Source organism: Psychrobacillus sp. FSL H8-0483 (assembly GCF_038637725.1).
In the GTDB taxonomy this organism is placed as follows: domain Bacteria; phylum Bacillota; class Bacilli; order Bacillales_A; family Planococcaceae; genus Psychrobacillus.
On record NZ_CP152052.1, the window covers coordinates 1,849,341 to 1,872,776 of the forward strand.

Annotated in this window: 25 protein-coding genes and 1 pseudogene; 20 read left to right on the forward strand and 6 right to left on the reverse strand. The window is 33.4% G+C overall.

Going from position 1 to position 23,436, the window contains the following annotated elements:
* Positions 1–225: 225 nt before the first annotated feature.
* From MHB48_RS08750 to MHB48_RS08760, 3 genes are read right to left on the reverse strand one after another with little or no spacing between them, the layout of a single operon-like run.
* Entirely contained in the window at positions 226–411 is a 186-nt protein-coding gene (locus tag MHB48_RS08750; RefSeq protein WP_342601073.1) for a hypothetical protein, read from the reverse strand.
* A 23-nt stretch (positions 412–434) separates the two neighbouring features.
* Complete coding sequence (locus MHB48_RS08755) at positions 435–1,487, reverse strand: serine/threonine-protein kinase (protein WP_342601074.1); 1,053 nt, start codon at positions 1,485–1,487, stop codon at positions 435–437.
* Positions 1,488–1,503: 16 nt separating this feature from the next.
* On the reverse strand, positions 1,504–1,974 hold the full coding sequence (locus tag MHB48_RS08760; protein ID WP_342601075.1) for a hypothetical protein: 471 nt from the start codon (positions 1,972–1,974) through the stop codon (positions 1,504–1,506).
* 619 nt (positions 1,975–2,593) lie between these two features.
* On the opposite strand from MHB48_RS08760, the gene MHB48_RS08765 reads away from it, so the two are divergent.
* The 3 genes from MHB48_RS08765 to MHB48_RS08775 all read left to right on the forward strand — a co-directional run bounded on the left by MHB48_RS08765 (position 2,594) and on the right by MHB48_RS08775 (position 3,976).
* Positions 2,594–2,749, forward strand: a complete 156-nt coding sequence (locus tag MHB48_RS08765) for a hypothetical protein (RefSeq protein ID WP_342601076.1) — start codon at positions 2,594–2,596, stop codon at positions 2,747–2,749.
* Positions 2,750–2,847: 98 nt separating this feature from the next.
* Positions 2,848–3,168, forward strand: coding sequence for a hypothetical protein (locus MHB48_RS08770; protein ID WP_342601077.1), 321 nt, complete (start codon positions 2,848–2,850; stop codon positions 3,166–3,168).
* Between the two features lie 244 nt (positions 3,169–3,412).
* Entirely contained in the window at positions 3,413–3,976 is a 564-nt protein-coding gene (locus tag MHB48_RS08775) for a hypothetical protein (protein WP_342601078.1), read from the forward strand.
* A gap of 100 nt (positions 3,977–4,076) precedes the next feature.
* Here MHB48_RS08775 and xerA read toward each other — a convergent pair whose 3' ends face one another.
* Both xerA and MHB48_RS08785 read right to left on the reverse strand, forming a co-directional pair.
* A complete protein-coding gene (xerA, locus tag MHB48_RS08780; RefSeq protein ID WP_342601079.1) occupies positions 4,077–4,916 on the reverse strand; it encodes a site-specific tyrosine recombinase/integron integrase in 840 nt (279 codons plus the stop codon).
* A gap of 1,002 nt (positions 4,917–5,918) precedes the next feature.
* On the reverse strand, positions 5,919–7,253 hold the full coding sequence (locus MHB48_RS08785) for a PLP-dependent aminotransferase family protein (RefSeq protein ID WP_342601080.1): 1,335 nt from the start codon (positions 7,251–7,253) through the stop codon (positions 5,919–5,921).
* A gap of 140 nt (positions 7,254–7,393) precedes the next feature.
* Between MHB48_RS08785 and MHB48_RS08790 the strand changes: the two genes are divergently transcribed.
* From MHB48_RS08790 to MHB48_RS08840, 11 genes are all read left to right on the forward strand, one after another.
* Positions 7,394–8,308, forward strand: coding sequence for a DMT family transporter (locus MHB48_RS08790; RefSeq protein WP_342601081.1), 915 nt, complete (start codon positions 7,394–7,396; stop codon positions 8,306–8,308).
* A 618-nt stretch (positions 8,309–8,926) separates the two neighbouring features.
* The gene (locus MHB48_RS08795) at positions 8,927–9,700 is read left to right on the forward strand and encodes an HAD-IIB family hydrolase (RefSeq protein ID WP_342601082.1); all 774 of its coding nucleotides are present in this window, start codon (positions 8,927–8,929) and stop codon (positions 9,698–9,700) included.
* A gap of 390 nt (positions 9,701–10,090) precedes the next feature.
* The gene (locus tag MHB48_RS08800; protein WP_342601083.1) at positions 10,091–10,405 is read left to right on the forward strand and encodes a hypothetical protein; all 315 of its coding nucleotides are present in this window, start codon (positions 10,091–10,093) and stop codon (positions 10,403–10,405) included.
* Between the two features lie 339 nt (positions 10,406–10,744).
* Complete coding sequence (locus MHB48_RS08805) at positions 10,745–11,125, forward strand: hypothetical protein (protein ID WP_342601084.1); 381 nt, start codon at positions 10,745–10,747, stop codon at positions 11,123–11,125.
* A 216-nt stretch (positions 11,126–11,341) separates the two neighbouring features.
* Positions 11,342–11,788, forward strand: coding sequence for a hypothetical protein (locus MHB48_RS08810; protein ID WP_342601085.1), 447 nt, complete (start codon positions 11,342–11,344; stop codon positions 11,786–11,788).
* Positions 11,789–11,973: 185 nt separating this feature from the next.
* Complete coding sequence (locus MHB48_RS08815; protein ID WP_342601086.1) at positions 11,974–12,468, forward strand: DinB family protein; 495 nt, start codon at positions 11,974–11,976, stop codon at positions 12,466–12,468.
* A 630-nt stretch (positions 12,469–13,098) separates the two neighbouring features.
* Positions 13,099–13,467: a DnaD domain protein gene (locus MHB48_RS08820; RefSeq protein ID WP_342601087.1), complete on the forward strand. Its 369-nt coding sequence runs from the start codon at positions 13,099–13,101 to the stop codon at positions 13,465–13,467.
* Positions 13,468–13,615: 148 nt separating this feature from the next.
* Positions 13,616–13,996 (forward strand): hypothetical protein, encoded by a 381-nt coding sequence (locus MHB48_RS08825; RefSeq protein WP_342601088.1) that lies wholly within the window; start codon positions 13,616–13,618, stop codon positions 13,994–13,996.
* A gap of 126 nt (positions 13,997–14,122) precedes the next feature.
* Positions 14,123–14,284 carry a tRNA U-34 5-methylaminomethyl-2-thiouridine biosynthesis protein gene (locus tag MHB48_RS08830; RefSeq protein WP_342601089.1) on the forward strand — a complete coding sequence of 54 codons (162 nt, stop codon included), beginning with the start codon at positions 14,123–14,125 and terminating at the stop codon, positions 14,282–14,284.
* A 458-nt stretch (positions 14,285–14,742) separates the two neighbouring features.
* Positions 14,743–15,222 carry a hypothetical protein gene (locus MHB48_RS08835; protein ID WP_342601090.1) on the forward strand — a complete coding sequence of 160 codons (480 nt, stop codon included), beginning with the start codon at positions 14,743–14,745 and terminating at the stop codon, positions 15,220–15,222.
* Between the two features lie 646 nt (positions 15,223–15,868).
* Complete coding sequence (locus tag MHB48_RS08840; protein WP_342598258.1) at positions 15,869–17,071, forward strand: IS110 family transposase; 1,203 nt, start codon at positions 15,869–15,871, stop codon at positions 17,069–17,071.
* Between the two features lie 296 nt (positions 17,072–17,367).
* On the opposite strand, the gene MHB48_RS08845 is transcribed toward MHB48_RS08840, so the two are convergent.
* Positions 17,368–17,973 carry a type 1 glutamine amidotransferase family protein gene (locus MHB48_RS08845; RefSeq protein WP_342601091.1) on the reverse strand — a complete coding sequence of 202 codons (606 nt, stop codon included), beginning with the start codon at positions 17,971–17,973 and terminating at the stop codon, positions 17,368–17,370.
* 109 nt (positions 17,974–18,082) lie between these two features.
* Between MHB48_RS08845 and MHB48_RS08850 the strand changes: the two genes are divergently transcribed.
* The 6 genes and pseudogenes from MHB48_RS08850 (at position 18,083) to MHB48_RS08875 (ending at position 23,434) form a co-directional block, all read left to right on the forward strand.
* Positions 18,083–19,021: a YafY family protein gene (locus MHB48_RS08850; RefSeq protein ID WP_342601092.1), complete on the forward strand. Its 939-nt coding sequence runs from the start codon at positions 18,083–18,085 to the stop codon at positions 19,019–19,021.
* 112 nt (positions 19,022–19,133) lie between these two features.
* Positions 19,134–20,405, forward strand: coding sequence for an MFS transporter (locus MHB48_RS08855; RefSeq protein WP_342601093.1), 1,272 nt, complete (start codon positions 19,134–19,136; stop codon positions 20,403–20,405).
* Between the two features lie 797 nt (positions 20,406–21,202).
* Positions 21,203–21,505: a hypothetical protein gene (locus MHB48_RS08860; RefSeq protein ID WP_342601094.1), complete on the forward strand. Its 303-nt coding sequence runs from the start codon at positions 21,203–21,205 to the stop codon at positions 21,503–21,505.
* A gap of 150 nt (positions 21,506–21,655) precedes the next feature.
* A pseudogene (locus MHB48_RS08865) lies at positions 21,656–21,865 on the forward strand (HIT domain-containing protein); the annotation flags it as partial.
* Positions 21,866–21,982: 117 nt separating this feature from the next.
* Positions 21,983–22,183 (forward strand): ATPase, encoded by a 201-nt coding sequence (locus MHB48_RS08870; RefSeq protein WP_342601095.1) that lies wholly within the window; start codon positions 21,983–21,985, stop codon positions 22,181–22,183.
* A gap of 162 nt (positions 22,184–22,345) precedes the next feature.
* Entirely contained in the window at positions 22,346–23,434 is a 1,089-nt protein-coding gene (locus MHB48_RS08875; RefSeq protein WP_342601096.1) for a M50 family metallopeptidase, read from the forward strand.
* Positions 23,435–23,436: the final 2 nt, after the last annotated feature.

Sequence of the window (23,436 nt, forward strand, 5' to 3'; positions counted from 1 at the left end):
GCCAATTTCTCTTCCACCTTTTCTTATATACTCTCTAACACCTGCTGCTTCCAATATAATTCGTTTTTATAAGGTTTTGGAAAATAACCAATCATTTCTTTACTCCTGATTTTATTAATTTGACATTATTATAAGAATGTCCAAGCAGTAATTAATTTTCAATATAAAATTTTAATTAAGAAAAAGTGCTATCAAAAAAAGCATCCTTATTGGATGCTTTAATTATTATTTATATAACTTAGTTTCATCAATAGGTAATACACGAATATAACCATCAAGAAGTTCCACAATTCGAAAATTATCTCTTAGATCAATTGCTTTATCTCTTATTAAACGTTCATGGAGCGTATCAATCGGAAAAGGAGTTGTGTGATTTTTTAATTTCGTTTTTTTAGCCTTAAATTTTTTCACAACGTTGCCTCCTCTTCCTTATTTCATTCTTTCAACATTTTCTTAATTACCACAAATGCATCTTCTTTATTATTATATCCAGATGAGCACCAATTAGTTACTCGAATAGTTCTACCATCACTTTTTCTTCTCTTAGATCCTGTTGTTTCCCATTTACCATTATCCTGTATTAACTTTAACACAAAAGTATGGCTTTCATTTTCTTTGCAATAAATAGAATGTCCGTTCTCATCTTCAGTATACACCCAATCATAATTAACTTCAATACTGCTAATATCATTCATCATATCCAATACAGTCTCATACCTCATAGTCACATCATTTGTTAAGGCTTTCTTAATAATTTGCTGAAACTTATCAGGTATGTGTGGTAAAAAATTGGATTTTTTAGGGAACTTATTTTTCTTTATTGCTTCAGCAAGTTCAACATTATTTTGTATATTTAATTCTTGAAATTGCTGTGTAAAATAGGAATTTCCATTACACATCCTATATATAGTTAAACCAGCTTGATATATGTCAGTATAGAATGAAAACTTTCCTGTTTCAAATGCTTCAGGTGGCATATGTAATGGATATAACTTATTAGGTTGGGCAAATCCGCTCTCATTTAAATATTTTGCTAGGCCAAAATCTGTGACCACTGCTTTATTTGAATTACTTATTAAAATATTTGTTGGTTTTATATCAAAATGTATTAAATTTTTTGTATGCATGAAATGTAAACCAGAAAGAAACTCTAAGGAATATTTAATAATCTCTCTTACCGTTAAGAATCTTTTCTGCAATAAGGAGTTCAAAGATCCATTCTTATAAAAGTCCATTGATATATATATATAATGCTCATCTTGAGTAGCATATTTTACACCCATTATATTTGGATGCTCAGTTGCATATAACATTTGAGCTTCAATAAAAAAGTCCTCTTCTTTAGTAAATTCCGATTTAATAATGCGTTTAACTACTAATTCAGTATTTAACTGGGGATCATACGCCAAATTTACAGTTGAATTTCTTCCTTCTTGGCCTATCTCTTCTCCAAATTCTAACTTTAATAATGTATCCACAATTAGCATATTAATCAAACACCTTTCATATAACTGTAGATGCACAAGCTACAATTAAACATTCACGTTCTTCAAGTTTGTATGAATCCCATTCGTCAATTTCTGCAAATACCTCATCGGTCTCAATATATTTTTTTATATTGGCATCTTCTAAAAGTCTCGACATCTGAGCAATTTTCATTACAGAATATTTTTCAATTGTGCTATTTGCGAATAATTCTTGAACAACTCCCTCTATGTTCATCCTATAAACTGATGGAGTTTTGGCGGTTGTTTCTGAAATTCTAAGTCCCGCTTGTGTAATATTATGTTGCAAAATAATAGCTAGTAAATTTGTTCGGATATAAGCAAGTTGCTCAGGAATTTCTAAAGATAGTGGGATGTGTAAATACGAACATTTAATAATTTCAAATTCAGAGTCTTGATCATAAATTACCGCATAATAAACTTTGGGGGAAGCTTTACTTGGGGAAATCCTTATTCCTATTGTATGCATATCTCATACCTACCTTTTTTTCACATGTCCCAATTGTACTATACGGGATTAATATAGGTCTACAAAACTATTACTAATATATTTATAGGATAAAATACAGTTAATTAATCTCACTGAGATCATGTGGGCATGAGGGTGGTAAAAAAAAACAACGTCCCAAACCTAAGGACGATATTTCCTGAAGATTACAGCTTGTCTAGGATTTTGTAGATTATCTCACCTAAACGTACTGCGTCAACGAACTTACGGAAGGTAGTTGTTTCTGCGAGTTTACGCTGGTTAATCCTTTCTTGCTTTTCTTGCTTTCTAACTATACGACTATTAGCCCGACTATAAGTTACCATAAACAAAACACCGCCACTGGACTAACTGCAATTGTAATTGAATCCGAAGAATTAACCTCTTCTAATTTCATGCCAATTAAAGAACATAAACAAAAAAACTTGTTCAACTAACGAGTGCTTTACTTGAAGATCATTGAGCTGTTTAGACAGCTCATTTTTCTTATTCAACTAAAAACGCAGTTTAGTTGAATAAGCTATTAAGAATTTATAATAAGAAACCGAGGTTTTTAAACATCCTACATAATATCGGTATACAGAGAGAGGGAGGATTATATTTGAAGTATTTGTTCTTGGCAATTTTAGGGGCAGTCATAGGTTGGATAGGTCTTAGCTTTATTTTGAAAGATTGGGACCAACAGGGGCTTAGGATTCTTATCATAGAAATAGTTATTGGATATATTACTAGAAAACAAACTGAAGATAAGCTTTAAACCTAACAAATTTTAAGAACTTTCTTATTGAACTAACGCAGCAGGTTAGTTGAGGAACGTAACATTTGAGTTAGTACGTCTAATAAGGAGTGTGGCATATGAACCATCTATTAAAACTGTGGTTATCGTTATTCTTTCTTATTGTCATTAATGGATGTGGACCGACTTCAGAAATTAAAGAAAGTGGAAAAGATTCATTGAAAGAAACCGCTGAAGTTCCCATAAACTCAGGTGGTCCTCTTCCACTGCAGTGGATAAATTATGGTGGGGAGAAATATGTTTTTAACAGAATTATTCCAAAAGATGAAGTGGATATGAGTCAAATTGTCTCAACAAACGCATTAACAGCATTAGGAGATGGTGCTGAATTTGGGAATGAGATTTTTCTTTACAAGAAAGACGGTAGTTTATTCAAATAGATAACACAGGACCTAATGAACAATGGGCGAATTTCACTAAAAATAAATTAAATTAATTTTGGGCAATATTGTTATTAAACTTATAATGGTTTAAGTTGAGCGGATTAAATAGCTACTTTTCTTGTTGAACTACCGGGTGCTTTACTTCAAGAAGGAGTAAAGCCTTTTATTGAACTTAAGAAGCAGAATAGTTGGATAAGATGATAAAATATTGTTAGTACAAAAATAACTAAGGGGTAAAAATATGAAGCTAATTTTGGCAACAGACGAAGAGATAAATAAACTGCTTTCAAAGTTTAAAAAATTTAATACAAATCTTATTGATGAACCTAGTAAGTTATACAATCATATTGGTAATATGGATGTATTTAATCGAGTTTTAACAGAAGAAGAGGCAAGCGAATTATTGGGCAGAAACCATAATCTAAAATACGGCGCAAAATTTGTTAGTACATTTAATAGCCTTTTTCATTTGGCAGAGAATGAAGTTTATGTACACATTAATAAAAGCTTGAGTAAACCAAGTCTTAAATATGTTTTAAGTTGCCTAAATCGAGGAGAGGCTAACCTCTTTCGTAAATTATTTTCCAATAAAAAGGGGATTTATAAAATAGGGGATGAGGAAGCCCTTACTTTTTTAGCAAATCTTTCAGTAAATGAACTTTATTTTGTTGATATTTTCTTTCCATCATTTGATACAGTAATAATGGGGAATTGGGATTTATCTTTTCCTATTTATTCTAAGACGTCAATAGGTTTTATGAAGTGCAAGAAAATTATTGAAGAAAATGGATTATTTATTCGTTAGTAACCAATAAGTGAACGAGAGAAGAAGCCGTTCCTTGTTCAACTAACGAGGTGCTTTAGTCAAGTGGAGCAACGTCTTGTAAGACGTTTCTCCTTTTACATTAAAAGTACTTCTGATAATACTCCTTCCTTAACCTTCCGCTTAACTGAGCATAGATCCTTGTGGTTTCACTTTTCTCATGCCCCATAAGACTTTGTATCACTTCAATAGGAGCTCCATTGTTCAACAAATGCGTTGCGTAGCTGTGTCTAAGTTGGTGTGGATGTATTTCTTTATTAATTTCCGCACGATTGGAAATCCGTTTGATGATGTATCGCATTTGGGCGACACTCATTTTGTGTGGCTGTCTGGCTGTTACAAAAATAGCAGGGTTATGATCATCACGGCTTTCTATATAGCGTTTAAGCCATATGTCGCAACGTGTATTAAAATAAACCTCCCTTTCCTTGTCGCCTTTTCCTCTCACGATCGCAGATTGATTGGACCAATTAATATGGTTCTTTTCTAACGCGACTACTTCTCCAATTCGACAACCGGTAGAAAACATGAATTCAAAAATCGCTTTTTCCATTGGAGAGTGACAGGATTCACGAAGGTGTTCAATCTCCCGTTCGGTTAAATACTTGGGTATCCGCTTCCCTACTTTAGGTTCTTTAATTTTGGAGGTTGGATTCTTACTCAGATAGCCTTCTTCATGGGACCAACGAAAAAATGATTTCATAAAGCGGATACGATGTGCAAGACTGGCCGGTTTTAAATGCTTGCCGGATATAGCGAGATATTCTTTCAGTTGATTTGTATCCAGTAATTCCATCCCTATATCCTTAAAATAATCAGTTAGTAGCAAAGACTGTAACCGGTAGGCCTTCAACGTTTGTGGCGAAAAGCCCTCTATTCGCTTATCAGCTTCAAACGAAGCCCATGCTTTTGACAGTAACAATTCGATTCCCCCTAAAATAGTTATATTAAAAGGATTATTGCCAATTTAATAGAATTATAGACATAGGGTGTGTTTTGACTAACGATGCAGGTGTGCGGCCGAGCCTAGGTCGTATCATATAGCGGGTGGGATTCCCGTCGAGAAAGAACTAGCCATTCACTCGTAGCGAGTCTTGGAGGGCTAATGGTAACATTAGCTTTTAAGCGTAGACAGTTAGGTGGCGGGCCGAAAGCCAAATGGTTGAAGGGATTGAGCCCCATAATGTTAGTAAATCGAGAGGGTTGATGCCTTACCTGCGGCAGAAAACTACATTTTATTCTTCGTTAAAGGCAAGAAGGATAAAACCTCTCTGGGGTCAGAGACCTTGGCACGTCACACATGGATATGATACGGCAACTCGGGAGACCCTACCGGTCTCTTCTTACAGAAGAGTATGGCGTACAAGCGATAATAAGTAAGGAAACCAAATGCCGTTGTAGGGAGTCGGATAGCAGCGTAGTACCAATGAAGTTGGGTAATGCCGATGGAGGAAAGGCTGCTACCAAGTTATCACCCTCACTAGGGACACATTTACTACACACAGAGGTAGAGATAATAAATGTAAACTAAACTATTGAGGATAGCAGAATCAGCAAAGTCTGATCAAAAGAGACATTTTGTGAATGGTGACTTGGAGGAGCCGTGTGCGTAAATAGCGCAAGCACGGTTCTGTGAGGGGGGCGGAACACAATCTACCGCAAGGTAGAGAGGTTCCCTTCTACTCGACTAGTTGAAGAAGAACTGGATAAAATGTTGTTAATACCAATAAGTAATATAAAGGAGAGGGGAATTTTCCATTATAAAATGGTTCTTTAGTGGTCACATAATATTTCGGTTTTAATGCTCATTCATTAATCTTTTCAGTAGTTCACCCCTTAATGAAGAGTGACTATAAAGTTGTTTATAAAGTGGTTAGACGCCTTGAAATTAAAGATATAATTTAAACGACAGTGGATTATATTTCTACTTCTCACACATTTCTATTATACAAGCTGCTAATTGTTGAATACCGAGGTCTATTTTACTTTCATCTACTTGTGAAATGCTTAATCGAATTGCTTTCTGTTTGTTTCCAACTAAATACATTCTAGAAGCATTGTCTACATAAATTTGTTTTTCATGTAATAAATAAATCAATTGATCAACATCTATATGTGAAGGCAAGAAGATAGTGAGATAAAAACCACTTTTGGGCTTTGTAAATGATATATAGCTTGGTATATATGTTGAACAAGCATTTAATACCCTCTTCATTTTGTTTAGGTACAATGGTTTTACATTTTCTAAATGATAATGAAACATTCCACTTTTCAAATAGATTTCTAATGCGCCTTGTGAAAGTGTTGATGTATTAAAATCAGCACTAAATTTATAGTGTACAAAGGAATCAATCATTGTTTCAGGAAGTACAACAGTCGCAATGCGCAACCCTGGTAAAAATACTTTTGAAAAGCTTTTAACATAAATGATTCTTCCATTAGGCTCATATGCAAATAAAGGATCTGCTTTAGAATCCACATCTAATTCTGCTAAGTAATCATCTTCTACAATGTATACATCATATTTTTCTGCAAGAGCAACGATTTTTTTCTTCTCTTCATTTGTATAGTGATGCCCAAGTGGATTATGATACCTTGGTATAATATAAAAGAATTTAATATCGTTCCTACGGAATAAAGATTCTAGTCGTTCAAAATCAATCCCATCCATTGTTAAGTCAATTCCTAATGTTTCGCTTTGATTTAACTGTAAAGTATCTATCATCCCAAAGTAAGTTGGTTGCTCAATCAATACTTTCTTTTTACCATTTGGAAACGGCATCATCGATAGTATGTGTAAAGCTTGTTGCGATCCAGAAGTAATGACGAGTCGCTCAGGTTTCGTGAATACTTGTAGATTTTGCAAATGAATCACCAGTTCTTTTCTCAACGAATAGAGTCCTTGTTGCTCACTGTACTTAAATAACTGTACTTTATAATGATCAATTGCTTGGTTTATACAATGTTGAAAGTCCTCATAAGGCATGATTCTTTCATCTGGGCCTGCAGATAAAAAGTCAATATTTTCATTCGGACGAGGTACTCGGTAATCATCAACAATATAATAGCCACTTTTGGGCTTAGCATAGACAATATGTTGTTTCTCCAGTTCCAGTAATGCCTTTACAACCGTATTTTTACTACATTGAAATTGTTCAGCTAGCGTCCTAATTGAAGGCAATTTGTCTCCAACTTTCAACTGTCCATCCTCTATCTGTTGTTTCATACTTTCTAAAATAACTTTATATTTTGTTATCATCTATATCCTCCTCGTCATCTGTACCATGACAGATATGAAATTCTACTGTATGGAAAAGAGTCGATATCAATTACAATCATGTATATAGTCTAACTATGATTATGGAATATATTTATGTACTTGTGAAGGGGAGAATTTAAATGAAAGAAAATGTGAAAAAAGGGATGATCCTGGGTTTTATTGGTATTGTTTGTTTTAGTCTTACATTGCCAGCAACAAGCATCGCTGTACCTTACTTTGGTGCGACAATTGTTGGTTTAGGTAGGACAGTTATCGCAGCCATTATTGTCGGAATTATTTTCATCATAAAAAAAGAAAAATTACCTAATAAGAAACAAATGAAAAGTATAGGGATTGTAGCTATTGGTGCTGTACTTGCCTTTCCGCTATTAACAACCTTTGCGATGAAATCATTACCAGTATCACACGGAGCAATTGAACTGGCTTTACTACCACTTGCGACAGCTGGATTTGCGATGTGGCGTGGAGGTGAGCGACTTTCGAAACGCTATTGGATTGCGAGTATTATTGGTACAATAACCGTGATTTTTTATGCTGTGTATTTAGGCTTAGGTCAATTACAAAAAGGTGATATTGCACTAATTATAGCTGTCTTAATACTTGGATTAAGTTATGCAGAAGGCGGAAAGCTGTCCAAAGAGCTTGGCAGTTGGCAAGTAATCGCTTGGGCAATTTTAATCGGCGCTCCGTTTTTTGTGATTCCTGTGGGATTAAGTATATCCATTGATATGCTACAAGCACCTATAGAAGCTTGGATTAGTTTATTATACTTAGCCATTGTGAGCCAATTTTTAGCTTATGTCGCTTGGTATGGCGGGATGTCATTAGGGGGAATTGCAAGAGTAGGACAGATGCAATATTTACAGCCATTTTTAATGATTGGTTTTTCTGTATTATTCTTAGGGGAATCGATTACATGGCTAACTATTGTCCTAGCTATTGTTATTGTAATGTGTGTGATAATTGGAAAAAATACACCTGTAACTAAGAAAGAAACACATTATAATAATCGTGTTCTTCATGAAAAAGGTTGACGAATTTATAGATATCTAATTTTTCAGGTATTCATTCCAGAATAGTTCTCAATGATTCGTTCGCTGAAAATTAAGCCGCTTTTTGGCTCATAGTTAATAGTAATTGTTTTTATAGAATTAATAATCTATATACTACAAAAGAATAAAAATAGTGGTATTAATGAACCAATTCGTTAAAATGGGCATGTGAACATATAAAAATAGTAGTACAAATCATATCCATGGTTTGTGCTACTATTTTTTGATAGTCGGATAAATATCAATATGAGTAAAATACAATCAACAATCGTACAACATATATATTAATACATTGAAGTCTCTACAAAAAAACTGAAACCGAAAAAATGAGGTCGTGAAGAGCAGGGTTACTTTAAAGCATCAGGTGAAATGAATAATTGAATGATTATGGATTTAGAACTAAAAATATCCTTGGGTTTGTGAAGGGTTTCACTTAAACTAACGAGTGCTTTAGCTTAAAGAACGTTGAGCTGCTAAGACGCCTCTTTTTTCATATTGAACTAACGCAGCAGGTTAGTTGAATAAGAAGAAAATTACTTTTCTTTTTTCAGTATAATTAAATTATAATTTATACACTTAATATGAAAGTGAGTGAGACTTTTGAGATTTGTTTTTGATTTAGATGGAACAATTTGTTTTAAAGGACAACCAATATCTAACAGGATACTTCATTCATTGTCAGAGTTGACGAAAGCGGGTATTGAAGTCATTTTCGCATCTGCCAGACCTATTAGAGATATGCTACCTGTCATAGACGAAGCGTTTCATTATTATACAATGGTTGGGGGAAATGGCTCTTTAATATCAAAAGAAGGAAAAGTAATCAAATCCAATTCGTTTTCAACAAATGAAATTAATGAAATAAAGAATTTTATTAATCAATATAATGCTACTTATCTAATAGATGGTGATTGGGACTATGCTTATACTGGCTCAGAAACACACCCTATACTTCAAAACTTAGACCCTGCAAAATTAGCGAAAATGGTTAGTTTAGAATCTCTTGATTCGGTAGTTAAAGTTCTGTTTCTAACCTCAAATAATATGGATGAATTAGCAGAAAAACTTTCAAAACTTAATGTATATGTAAATAAACATAGTAACGAGAATGTTCTTGATATCAGCCCAAGTGGGATAAATAAATGGAGTGCATTAAAGACTCTTGGGGTAAAAGAAAATGCATATATTGCTTTTGGGAACGATGCGAATGATATATCAATGTTTGAAAACGCATTGCATACAGTTATGATTGGCTATCACGAACAGTTAGCTCCTTTTGCAAAAGAGACTATTTCATTGAGTGGGGATTACGAACAGGAAATCGCAGAAAAAATACTTACTCTTTTAAAGGAATATAGACCAATACAAGTATAGTTCTTATTCAACTAACGGATGCTTTACTTCAAGAAGGAGTAAAGCCTTTTTCCTTATTGAACTAAAGCAGCAGTTTACTTGAAGAAGAGCATTAGAAAAATTAGGCGTTTGGGGGAGTTCTAATTTGGACTTTTGGAGGATACTTATATTTTTTATGATTGTATATAGCGTTTTTTCTGCTTGGAAAGGTTTTAGGAAAAAGCTTGAAAAAGCAAAAGGTGAAGAAGAAATGAGGCATGCATTTGTGTCTTTCCTCGTGATGATAATTTTATTTCTTATAGCAATTGCAGTATTTGTTTTTTAAGCTAACGAAGCAGGTTAGTTGAAGAGTGTGGTATAAATTTTGTTCAACAATTGGGCCATTTTGTGGAGAAGGGAGATGGGAGAACTATGGAAAAAGTATTAAGAAAATCAGGTCTGTATGGGTTAGTGTTCGGATTGGCTGTTTCCATTCTATTTGTTAGTTACAAAGAAATTCAAGAGGTAGATAACGGTGGTCGCCTAATTACGTATAAACCGTTTCTTGATTATTTTATAGCGATTTTACGTTTTGGAATTATAGGAATGTTTTTGGGTTTGTTTATTGGTTGGAAGGATTATGAAAAGAAACATAAGACACAGCAACAAGGAAAAACATATTACATCCTTGCCTTTTTTGTTGTATTCCTCATTTCAAGCATTTTAATGTTGATATTAAATTGGTGAAATAGTATTCCGTTTTCATCTTCAACTAACGAGTGCTTTAGTAATCATGGGGTTGCCATAGGTAACTCTTTTTCTTATTAAACTAACGCAGCAGTTTGGTTCAATAAGAAAAAATGGATTATTAATAATTTAAAATGGAAAATTTTTTTAAAATTGGAACCTCTTTTCGTTTCTAACGTATTTAAGTAAATAGGCATTTTTGTAAAAAAAATGAAATGTTAAAGATGGCAATACAAAGTAGGGGAATATTTTAGTTACAATAAAAGAATTTGCATCAAGTTTTTACTTATAGTCAGTTGGTAAAGTATAAAATTTAAATGAACGGAGGTGGGTAAAATAGTGAAAAAGATTGCGATGGGATTTTTGTTCATGCTACTTGCTGGTTGTGACGTTATCGGCGGCGGAACATTGTATTTTGCAGGAGAAAGTGACAATTGGCTTGTGAAGTATACAGCGGTGGACAACGGGGATTCTGGTCAAGTTGCAAGCTACATTATAGACTATATCGGTGAAGGGGAACCCCCAGAATCATTCGACTACGTTGTCTCTGCTAGCATAGCTAGGAGTGAACATGCAGGAACAGGGGCGAGTTTTAAAGGAAGAGGAATTCTCGAAGAAACCAACATTCAACTCGGAGCAAGGATGCAAGAAGATGAAATTATCGTGGCGGAATTTTCCTGGGATGGTAAAACGGAAAAAGTCGTATTAGAAATAAAATAAGTGGAATTCATGAATGGTAAGTAAGATAAGTCTGTATTTTAAAGGTAAAGGCAATTGATAAACGGCTTACTCAACTACCATGGAAGAACGTAATTTTCTTCGATATTCTGTGGTGAAGCAGGGCTTCATGGAAGGCTAACGGGTGCTTTACTTCAAGAAGGAGTTCTGAGGACAATTGGTGAAATAACCAATAAGTAGATTCAGAAGGAGATTATTTTGTTTGGGGGTGAATACATAATTATTAGAAAGTTTGTTTCCGCGGTAATGGCTTGTGTCTTGGTTATGTTAAGTTTTTTCCTCACAGGGCAGACCGATTTTGCAATCATAGTAGGTATTTATCTATTTCCAATTCTTTTGATTTATGGAGTGCCAGCATCTATTCTCTCTGATTTCGTTACAAAAAAACTAATATCTTTTCCTAGAGTAATTCTTGCATTAATAGTGCACTTATTCCTAGCCGCTTTGTTTGTTGTAATCCCAGCTTTATTTTCAAGTAGCGAAATTTTCAACTTTTATTTGATTATTTCTCTTTTATCTTCATTTCTGTTCTACTGTATTGATGAGTTTCTTAGGTCTAAATTGGCTAAATATTTGTATCAGAAGATACTATTGTCTAAAAGAGCTAAAGCCCTTTGTGAAAAAATTGGGGATATGAGAATTTAGTGAAGTTGTATTATCTTGTTCAACTAACGTGGTGCTTTACTTCAAGAAGGAGTAAAGCCTTATTTCTTATTGAACTAACGCAGCAGTTTAGTTCAATAAGAACAGGAGAATCAATATACTAGGTAGAATATAAATAAGATGACATTGTTTAGAGAAAAAGTATATTTATATTAGGAGTGTTGGTTATGGTTCATGCAAAAGATGTTTTATCTGATCAGTTGTTGGCAAATGCGAATGACCCTAGTTGGTACATAACATTTTCAGATTCGATAAAAAGATTGTCTGAGGAACAAGCATTTTGGAAGCCAAACGAGGAAAGTAATAGCATTGCTGAAATTGTGCAACATCTATTATATTGGAATCAAACATGGCAAACAAGGTACCAAAAATCTCACGTTGATGCTGTGCCTTCCATAGGAAATAATAATAACAGCTTTATTATTCCTGAAAATTATTCATTTACTGACTTAAAAAAACAACTATTAGAGGTGCTTTTACTTTGGCAAGAGTTATTATCCGAAGAAAAAGTTGAGAGTGAAGTTAATGGTTTTTCTGGACATGTGAAATGGTGGGAAGTTCTCGGAAATGTGTCTACTCATAACGCATATCACATTGGTCAGATCATTTATATCCGAAAACTTCAAAATAGTTGGAAAATAAATGTTGGAGAAGATGAATAAATAAAAGTTACACTAGACCATCTTGAACAAAAGGGTGTTTTAGTGAAAGAACAGGGGTTGCTTAGGCAACTCTTTTTCTTATTGAACTAACGCAGCAGGTTAGCGAAAGTAGGTATCATAATTTTTGTGGTAAAATAATGGTAATTTGTTCAGATATAATAGGGTGAATAAAGAGCTTTAATGGAACAGTAAGTAAATTTATAATGTGGAGGGTTAAAATGATATTCTTCAGAAAAATGTCTAGAATAGAGTCGATTAATTCAAGAAAAGCAGCAATACTTGGTTTTTTCACCTATATGTTGCTATTATTTTTTAACTATACTTACTCTCTAATTTATGGAACCGAGCTTTTCACTTCCTTTGTAATTTTTTGGACTGGTTTGATAGTATTTTTGGGGTACGAGTTTATCTTAAATTTAAAGTCTAAGATGAAATTAAATAAATGAACTAAAGTAATTGTGATACATTAACAGGATATAACACTTTTCTTATTACTATCGAGTGCTTCTTAGGGATCTCTTTTTTCTTCTTAAACTAACGCAGCAGGTTAGTTCAATAAGAAAATTAGAGGGGAAAATCAAATTTTGTATCGAAATACAAATTAAAACTATTGGATTAAGGAGGACAGGAATGACAATAGACGAATTGAATGCGAAACATGAGGTGAAATTTAAAGAAAAAACAGGAATGACAGTAGATGAATGGCTTCTTAACAAATATAAAACTATAACACCATTTGAATTGATTAAAGCATATTACTTTGCAACTAAGGATGAAGAAACACTTGTGAAAGATTTGCAAGACTTGGGACTTAATAATGGTGTAATAAATGCCTTATTGGAGTATATATTTGTTTTAAATGGCAAAGGTTTTGTTCAATCATTAGTTTTGGACATGGGAAAGAATTGGGTAAAAAACGATATATTAACAGTTGAAAGGGCTATTAAATTTATGAAGGAACAGGATAGAAAGAAGCTTAATGAGTCGCCTGAAAGATAGATATAAATACGAAAAAATCTTGTTAAACTAACGAGGTGCTTTACTTTCAGAAGGAGTAAGGCTTTTTTTCTTATTGAACTAAAGCAGCAGTTTAGTTGAACAAGGGATGAAGGAAACTGGGGATTAACGGTATAGGAGTGGGATGGAAATGGATGAAATTTTAATTGTAGTAGTTGGAATAATTTTTCTATATATAATAACTTTAGGGCTTTGGAAACTGAGAGAAGACCTTGATAGGAAAAATATTATTGTTATTGTTTTTACGTTTATTCTCGCTCTTACTTTGTTTTTATATATTTCAATAGAATCTATAATGCACTCGCTACAAGCACCATTATCTGGGTTTCAATTTATTCTAACCATTAGTATAATTATTGCATTTACTTATGGAATTGGTTATTTAGTTAAAAAATTTATTAAAAAAACTACTAGAGATAAGAAAGTAAAAACTTATTTAGAGAGACTCTTTCTTTCTGGAATACTTATTGCAGTTATCCTTTTTAAGTTTTCAATAGAATTCTTCAACTAACGAGTGCTTTACTTCAAGAAGGGGTAAAGCATTTTTTTATTGAACTAACGAAGCAGTTTAGTTTAAGAAGGAGTTCAGAAGAAGATTGGAGAAATTAACTAATAAATATATTCAGGAGGTAGGAGAATGAAGCATCTAATTTATTTAATATTGGGTTCATTGATAGGATGGCTTATATGGGGAGTTTTTACAAAGGATTTTTCTGCGGATAGGTTTAGATTACTTTTAATAGGACTCATTTTAGGATTCTTAACTGGCAGACGTAATCCAAAAGAAGCAACAGAATAAATACAAAACTGCTTCAACTAACGAGTGCTTTAGTTCAACAAGTGGCTGCCTGTAAGGGTAGCTTTTTCTTATTCAACTAACGAAGCAGTTTAGTTTAATAAGAGAAATAGGTTTTGTTTAATTAAAATGGAAAAATTACGTAAAATTTGAACCTTAATTTTGTTTCAAACGTATTAAAGGAAAGGTTAGAAGAAAGTTATAAAAGGGGTGGAGTATATGAGTGAAAGAACTGAATTTAAGTTTTAAAAACAAGGAAGTAAGAATATGGTTTTATATCGCAGTGCCATATATTATTATAGGAAGCTTCCCACCTATAATTATGTTTCATTGATATTGTTAGTAATAGCATGGATTACTTCTTAGGTGCTTTACTTCAAGAAGGAGTAAAGCCTTTTTTCTTATTGAACTAACGCAGCAGTTTAGCGGGAATAAACATAAAAAGATGGTAGGGTGTGTTTATGTTCAAAAAAAGATTAATTTTAATCTGCGCAGTAATTTTATCATTAGTAATTGCGGGCTGTAATGACGAAGAGCCAATAAAAGAAGAAGAAGTTATTCAACACAATTGGAATGAAAGTCCTCTTTTTGAATCGGGCAGTTACACAATGATTGGGGAAGAAGGACGTTTGGGTTTTCTTTACGATGATAGAGAAGTAGATAGATTCTATCCAAATAAAACACAAAAGTACATGTGGCATTTTTGGGGAAATGAAGATGAATTGATTGGTGACTTTGAAGTTTTAGGAACTCACGAAAACAGTAATGAGGAACTAATAATTGTACCAAAAATAGGAAATCCTTTTCTTAGCCCTAATAATGGTGCAGATCAGCACTTTCCAACAAATATGATGCTCCCTAAAAGTGGAATGTGGAAGTTAGATGCTTATATTGGAGATAGACTATTTGGAAGTGTTTATGTAAAAGTTCATAAGAAATAAATGGCTTATTGAACTAACGAGTGCGTTAGTAAAAGTTCAATGAGTTGCTTAGACGGTTCTTTTTCCTTGTTCAACTAACGCAGCAGTTTAGTTGAAGAAGCGATAGTAAACTTTATTGGCTTGAGTTAAAATTATAAAGCTTTAAAACATTAATAAGGTAGGTTTAATGATGGGTGTATTATCCTTGATTGCAGGAGTTATTTGTATAGTTATTACGTTGTGTATTTACATATCTGAGATAAAGAAAGCCGATTCTGTTAAGGAAAAGTGGATGGAGTTTTTTGATTTTGTTATAGACCCTTTTACAGGATTATCAAGTTTGTTTTATTTAGGACTTTTACTAATGCTATATGGTTTATTAAGTATATCAAATTCACTTTGAGTTTTTTTCTAACGGGTGCGTTCGTATTATAAGGTTAACCAGTTTTTACTGGTTGACCTTATTTTTATAGAATTTAATATATCAGTAGCCAGGGTAGGACGTACGGGTGCGTGGGACAATGATCCCGTGAATTAAACTGTCCACCCCCTACTTGTAGAAACATGTTTGAGGCTGGTTGGGACGTAGATCTCGTATAACAAGCGAAGCTATGATACTACATGGAGGAATAGGGGTACTGGTGAGTGAGTCAGAGGAGGAAGCAAAATGAATCCAGTAGTTGGTCTGGATGTGGCAAAAGGAGAGAGCCAAGTTCAGGCATTTTTAGATAAATCGAAGCCGTTTGGAAAGAGTTTTTCGATGAAGCATACAAGAGAGGAGTTAGACCGTTTTATAAGCTTTTTAAATGAGATTGAATTGATGACTGGGCAAATGCCTATGGTCATTTTAGAATCTACAGGTCATTATCATTCTCCTGTTATTCAATACTTGGAGGAGCACGAGGTTTTGTATATCTTGCTTAATCCTATTATTTCTTATCAGGCTAAGAGATCCAGTTTACGAAAGGTAAAAACAGATGCAATTGATGCGTATCAGTTGTGTGTGCTTTATTACAAAGAAGATTTTGAACCTCATAAAAACAGAGGAATTCAACTATTAAATCTTAGAAATCTTTCAAGACAACAGGAGATTGTGACGAATATGTATGTGGAGGCTAAGCTGCAGTTTCACACTATTTTAGATCAAGTGTTTCCTGAATACCGTAAGGTTTTTGGTGATCTTTATTCGAAGGTTTCTTTATTGATGTTAAAGAAATATCCTACTTCAGAAGATGTAATAGCGGCTGGGGAAAGTAAGCTAGCGGAGTGTGTTATGGAGTTTTGTCCAAGACGATCTAGTCAATGGGCGTTGGATAAGGCAAAAAAGTTAATGGATTCCGCGTCTCGAAATCCATTTCAAAAAGTGGTGTATCATAGTCACTTAATCAATCTTCAAATGTATATTGAAATGCTATTTCAGTACCAAGGACACCTTTCAGAGTTGGAAATTCGTATAGTGACCTTGGCAAATGAATTGGAAGACTACAAGATTGTCCAATCGATTCCAGGAATCGGAGAAAAAATCGCTGCCACGATAATCTCTGAGGTTGGTGAAATCGATCGGTTTAGTCATCCGAAAAAACTAGTTGCCTTTGCAGGAGTAGATCCCAGTGTTCACTCATCAGGAAAGTTTACTGCCACAACCAATCGTATTACTAAACGAGGTTCAAGTAGATTACGCCATGCTTTGTATCTTGCCGTATTGTGCGGTATCAGAAGTTCAAGAAACAAAAAGCTAAAAGAATTCTATGATAAAAAGAAATCAGAAGGTAAGCCTGCCAAAGTAGCGATAGTAGCCTGCATTAACAAACTGCTTCATTGGATTTATGCTTTATTAAATAGAAAAGAAGCTTTCCTGGATATAGCGTAATTAACGGTTATAAGTAATAAAGAGAAAACCTTCCAGGTTTTTGGAGGGCTATTTGTCATGCTCAAAATAGTATAACATAAGGTTAATTAGAATTTTAGAGAAAAATATTGACATCCTATTAGCTGGTTTAGTTAAAGATGTTCTTGATGAAAAACATCAAAATTCACAATTCAAGTGGTGAGAATAAGATTTCGAATAATTTTCTTTTAGAAAGGTGCTTGAGAGTAAATATTGTAAAGGTAAAATGCACATAAATTCCTATCTTAAGGATTATGTGCATTGTGAATATTTGATATTTATGAATTTGTCTTTTCTGCCTCATAATATCCTAATTTATGAAATTTATAAAGCTGATTAATATGCTCCTTAGGATATGCTTCTAATAATTCAAGAATTTCTTTTGCAAATTCTAATGAAGCTGTTCCATTTGCGGTCACAATTTTTCCATCAGAAACTGCTTGCTCTAGTACATAATTTATTTCATTTCGGTAATTATCTTTTGCATAAGTTTTCAAATCATTAAGATCATTGCTTGTATGCTTTATTTCATTTAACCAGCCATTGGCTCCCATAAAAACTGTTGCATCACATATTGCCCCTACTGGAATATCCATAGTAAGCGCCTTTTCCATTATTGGAATGACGTTAATGTTTTGTGGCTTACGCCAAGAGTGTCCCCCAATTAGTATTAAACCATAAAAGATTTCAGGTATACTTTTTAAGGTGTAATCCGGAAGAACTTTTAATCCACCGATGGACTTTATAACACCCTCATTTACACTAACTATCTTAGTGATGTACTTGTCTGTATTATTTAAAAAAGCTGCTACATAAGACATTTCCCAATCAGCGAATTCCTCCAACACTACAATTAAAATCTCTTTTTTCTCAGTTTGGTTCATTCTTAATTCCTCCTAATTAAATTATGGAAATTCTATTAATTTGTTACTGTCTTCAGTATATAATGTAATAGTGACAAATGATGACACAATTAGCAAAAGGGTGAAAATTTTGAGTAAGGCAATTAGATTAAATGAGTTAAGATTGTATATTAATCGAGTCAAAAAGTTTAAGGTAGATGATTTAGCAAAAGAATTTAATGTTTCAAGAAGAACGATTCTTAGGGATTTAGAAGAACTAAGTATTTTAGGGGTTCCATTAATTTCAGAGGTAGGAGCTAATGGTGGATATCAAGTTTTGGAAGAAAAAAATCTACTTGCTGTTTCTTTTACAAAAGAGGAAACTTTCTCTATCTTTTTTGCTCTTTTATCTTTAAAACATTTTATTAGCTTACCTTTTGAATCGGAATATAATTCAATCATAAAAAAATTCTATCTGAACTTAAACGGAAAGATGAAAGATGAAATTGATTTAATCAAAAACAAGATTGATTTCAAAATAGATAATCAGAGTAAAGAAAGTCCACTATTAAAAGAGTTATTTATGGCAGCAATAGGAAATGAGCCGCTTTGGATTTCTTACTTGGGGGTTAAAAGAGACATTCAACCAGTTGGATTATTTTCTCAGTATGGAAGATGGTATTGTCCTTCGTATTGTTATCTTAGGAAGGAATTTAGACTTTTTCGTTGCGATCGAATATCAGAAATCGGATTAAGTGCAAGAAATGACAAGATGAATCTAAAAGAAACCAACTTAAATGATATTATTAACATTATATCAACCAAAAAAGAGTATGAGCTTATTGTGGAATTAACACCAGAAGGAGTAGAAACATATAAATCTAATGTTTCGCCATATTATCAAATATCAATAGACAGTAAAGGTCATGGAGTCATAAAGGGTTCAATAAATGAAACAGAAATAGACTTTTTGGCTGATTATTTCATACAAATGGGAAAGCATGCAAAAGTAGTTGAACCCATAGAGTTAAGAGCTGAAATAAAAAAGAAAATTTTAGTATTGAGTGATTTATACAGTGATTTAGTATAGGAAACAATAATAAAGTCATTCATCTATACTCATTTTGTTGAACTTAATCAACTAACCTGGACTAGTTACTTTTTAATCATCGAGATAAAAAAATAAAAGAAGGTGTTAATAAGTGTTCGGTAAACCACAAGATTCAATCGAGAGTTATATAGATTCACCAGAAAAACTAAAGAGCTTGTATAAACGTGTGTTGTTCGTTGTAAGTCTATCACAAATCTTCGGTGGTGCAGGGCTTGCAGCAGGAGTTACTGTAGGTGCCCTAATGGCTCAACAAATGCTTGGGACTGATGCTTATGCAGGAGTGCCGGCAGCTTTATTTACTTTAGGTTCGGCAGGAGCTGCTTTAATTGTAGGAAAAGTTTCACAACGATATGGACGCCGTACAGGGTTATCAACAGGTTTTATTGTAGGGGGACTCGGTGCAATTGGAGTTGTGATTGCTGCCATGATGAATAGTGTAATTTTATTATTTGCTTCTCTACTGATCTATGGTGCAGGTACTGCGACAAATTTACAAGCTCGTTATGCAGGAACTGATTTAGCAAACAAAAAACAAAGAGCAACAGCTATTAGTACTACGATGGTTATGACGACATTCGGGGCAGTTGCTGGCCCAAACCTAGTAGAAGTTATGGGTGAATTTGCTAGTCTCATTGGTGTTCCGTCACTTGCAGGTCCATTCATATTATCAGCTACTGCATTTATCTTAGCAGGTCTTATACTTTTTATTATGTTGCGTCCCGACCCGTTAGATATTGCAAACAGGATTGCGGCTTATAAACAAGAATATGAACATGTAAATCAAACGGATTCTGTTGATAAAGCAATAAATAGAAGAGGTCTAATGGTCGGTGCCACGGTTATGGTTCTTACCCAGATTGTAATGGTTGCAATTATGACTATGACACCGGTACATATGAAACATCATGGTCATGATCTAGCCGAAGTTGGAATTGTTATTGGTTTTCACATAGGTGCAATGTATCTTCCCTCACTTATCACAGGAGTCCTTGTAGATAAAGTGGGTCGAACAGCTATGAGCATAGCCTCGGGCATTACATTGTTATTCGCTGGTTTATTAGCAGCATTCGCACCAAGCGATTCAATGATTCTATTAGTAATTGCTCTTTCTTTACTTGGATTGGGATGGAACTTTGGCTTAATTAGTGGCACTGCTCAAATAGTTGATTCTACAGAGCCTTCAACACGTGCAAAAACTCAAGGAACACTTGATGTTTTTATTGCATTAGCAGGAGCTTCTGGCGGTGCGCTTTCGGGAATGGTAGTAGCTAATACAAGTTATGCTACATTGTCTTTGAGTGGAGGACTTTTATCCTTGGTTCTCATACCTATTATAATTTGGTCGCGAAGAGACAGAGCATAATAAAGTAATAAAAAAATTACTTATTATTCATTAAGGATTAATTAATTATATAAATTAAAAATGAGACAACAGTAAAAGTCTTGTTACGTAAAACTATAGCAAGGCTTTTATTTTTCTCCCACTGAAGATGAAGTGAACACCTATTCACTATTACTAATGAAACTGATGTTAAAACAGTTATTAAAAAAATCATTAATTTACTTTTAGTGAAAGAGATAAGACTCTTTTATTCTATATTTATAGCAGAATATTTATTCAACTAACGAGTGCTTTACTTCAAGAATGAGTAAAGCCTTTTTTCTTATTGAACTAACGCAGCAGGTTAGTTCAATAAGAGAAGGAAAAGTTTTATGTCGTATTTGAAACAAAATGTGACGCAATTAATGCGGGGTTAAAATTAGTGTTCAAAAAAAGGAACAATTACTCTATTCCTTTAGGGTTATATTTTATCTTTTATTTCTTCTCTTTAATTGGATTAAAGTTATTAATACACCTAAATTTATTACTATTAGAATAGGAAATCCGAAGTAAAGAACATAAAGTATCCAGTTCAATGCATCCTTTTCAGAAAGTAATTCCATTTTATTCACCTCAAGTAATCGTATGAAGAAAACTATACTATGATGCGCATTACGACCATAATGTGTAATAAAAGAGAAGGTGCTTCTTCAACTAACGTGGTGCTTTAGTGAAAGATCATTGAGCTGCTTAGACGGCTCTTTTTTCTTATTGTGCTAACGCAAGCAGGATACTTGAGGAATAATGTTGAATATATGGATAAAAAGGGGGATTTCTAAATGTCATATATAAATGAATTTCAAAATTACTTAGACTTTAATTCATTAGGATTAATACTGGAACTTTTACTAGTTACTTCTTGTATTTCGACGATTATATTTTTTTTAACTAAAAACCAATATGTTTCTTATCTTTCATCAGCACCAATACTCTATGTTATTTCATTGCTACAACATTTTTCTACACATTTGTTTCTCCTAGTTCTTGCGATGTCTGTACAGGCAATAGTTATAGTCGCAATACAACATCAAAGTAAAAAGAAAAAAATTCAGAAAGTACAAGAAAAAACAGTAACAAATTAAGTCAACAATTAATTGGCTTTTTTTGTTGCATCGTTCTTGATGAACGAGTGCGTTAGTTAAAGATCAATGAGCTGCATAGACGGCTCTTTTTTCTTGTTAAACTAAAGAAGCAGGTTAATTTAATAAAGAAATATTTTGGGAGGGAACGATATGACTGAAGATTTTTATTGTGAAGAAGTGTTTAGTGGTAAAACAGAGGTAAATAAAGTATTGGAGACTGAAAATGTTTTAGCCTATCATCATACAAAACCTTTTTATCCTGTACATATTGTTGCTGTACCTAAGAAAAATATATCTTCTTTAATTACCTTGGAAGAAAGTGATAGTGAGCTATTACTTGAACTCCTCGAAGTAATTAAAATAGTTTATATATGGCGTTTTTTTTTACCGTAAGAAACAGAGAAAGAAGTAAAAAATTCTTCTTATGCTAACGAGGTGCATTAGTTGAGCAATATTTCATGAATGGGAGGTGGAGTTGTGAGTAAGTCCTTTTGGATTCCGTTAATGGCTTCATTTGGAACGATGATATTACTATATATAATAGGCTATATAGCTGATATAGATTTTCTTATATTTAAAATTTCACTCTCGGATACTGAGATTGCTCTACTACCAATCGCTGTTGGGATGTTAGTGGGGTTTATTAGTGAACGTATTATCAAATCGAAATCTCAATAATGTGAAACATTATACTAAAAGAAACGGGTGCATTAGTTCAAGATCATGTGGTTGCTTAGGTAATTCTTTTTCCTTATTGAACTAACGCAGCAGGTTAGTTGAAGAAGAAAGATAATATTTATCTATAATTATTTACTGAGTGAGTAAAAAGGGAGAATGGAAATGAAATCTATTTTAACGCCTAAATGGGTATCTTTTTTTGGATTCCTTCTAATTTTAGTTGGACTTAGTTTTAAAGATACATATGAAATGACAGCCATGATAGGGAGTCTTTTGTTAGCAATGTGGGTAGCAATTGCTATGCATGAACTTGGTCATGTCATTTTCGGATACTTGAGTGGTTTTGAATTTGTTTTCTTTGCATTTGGACCAGTCCAAATTGAAAAAACAATAGACGGAATCAAAATGAAAGAGAACAAACATTGGTTATTTTTTGGTGGAGTAGCAATGATGTTGCCACCACAGATGAAGAAGGAATCTCTTACTAAAAAGTGGGCGATTTTTGTAGTGGGTGGTCCTGTAATGTCTTTATTATTAGAGAGCATCTTTTATATTCTATATGGTAATTTTTCTGATGCATTTCTTCTGAATTGTGCAATTATGAATGGAGGTATTTTGCTAGCGACAATAATTCCATTTAAAACAAGTATGAAAACAGATGGGTATATCTTATTTTCTATGCTAAGAAATAATGAAGAATCAATCTTGTTAGTAGAAGAATTGCTCATTATGAAAGAGCTCCTAGGTAGAAAACAACCAGTTGAATGGAATCAAACATATATAAAGCTAGCAAAACAAAAGGACGTTAGCATCGACAATTTGCAGTACGCAATGATGATATACTATTTCGAAATTGAACAAAACGGTTTTAAGTCTGCAGTAGAAGCGATGAAAGAATACAGAGAGATTCCTGTCACAGCGAAGAATAAATTTTCAGTAGGATTCCTCATACACATGCAGCAGCTATCACATTTTTTAATGGACGATGTTCCAGTTGAAAAAATGGTATATTTCCAACGGTTACTATCTAGTTTGGAACCTGTCTCTTATTTTAGAGGAAAAGCGATTATTGCTTATCTGGAAAATGATAAAGATTCAGCTTTAGAAAATTTAAAGAAAGTAAAAAAAATCATTGAAGAAAATGAAGCATTATATGGATTTTTTAAGGCTGAAAAAAGGTTAACAGAACTTGTTGAAAAAAAATATCTGTTTAACATTGATAAACTTTTGTCGATGGTCGAGGAAGGATAAAC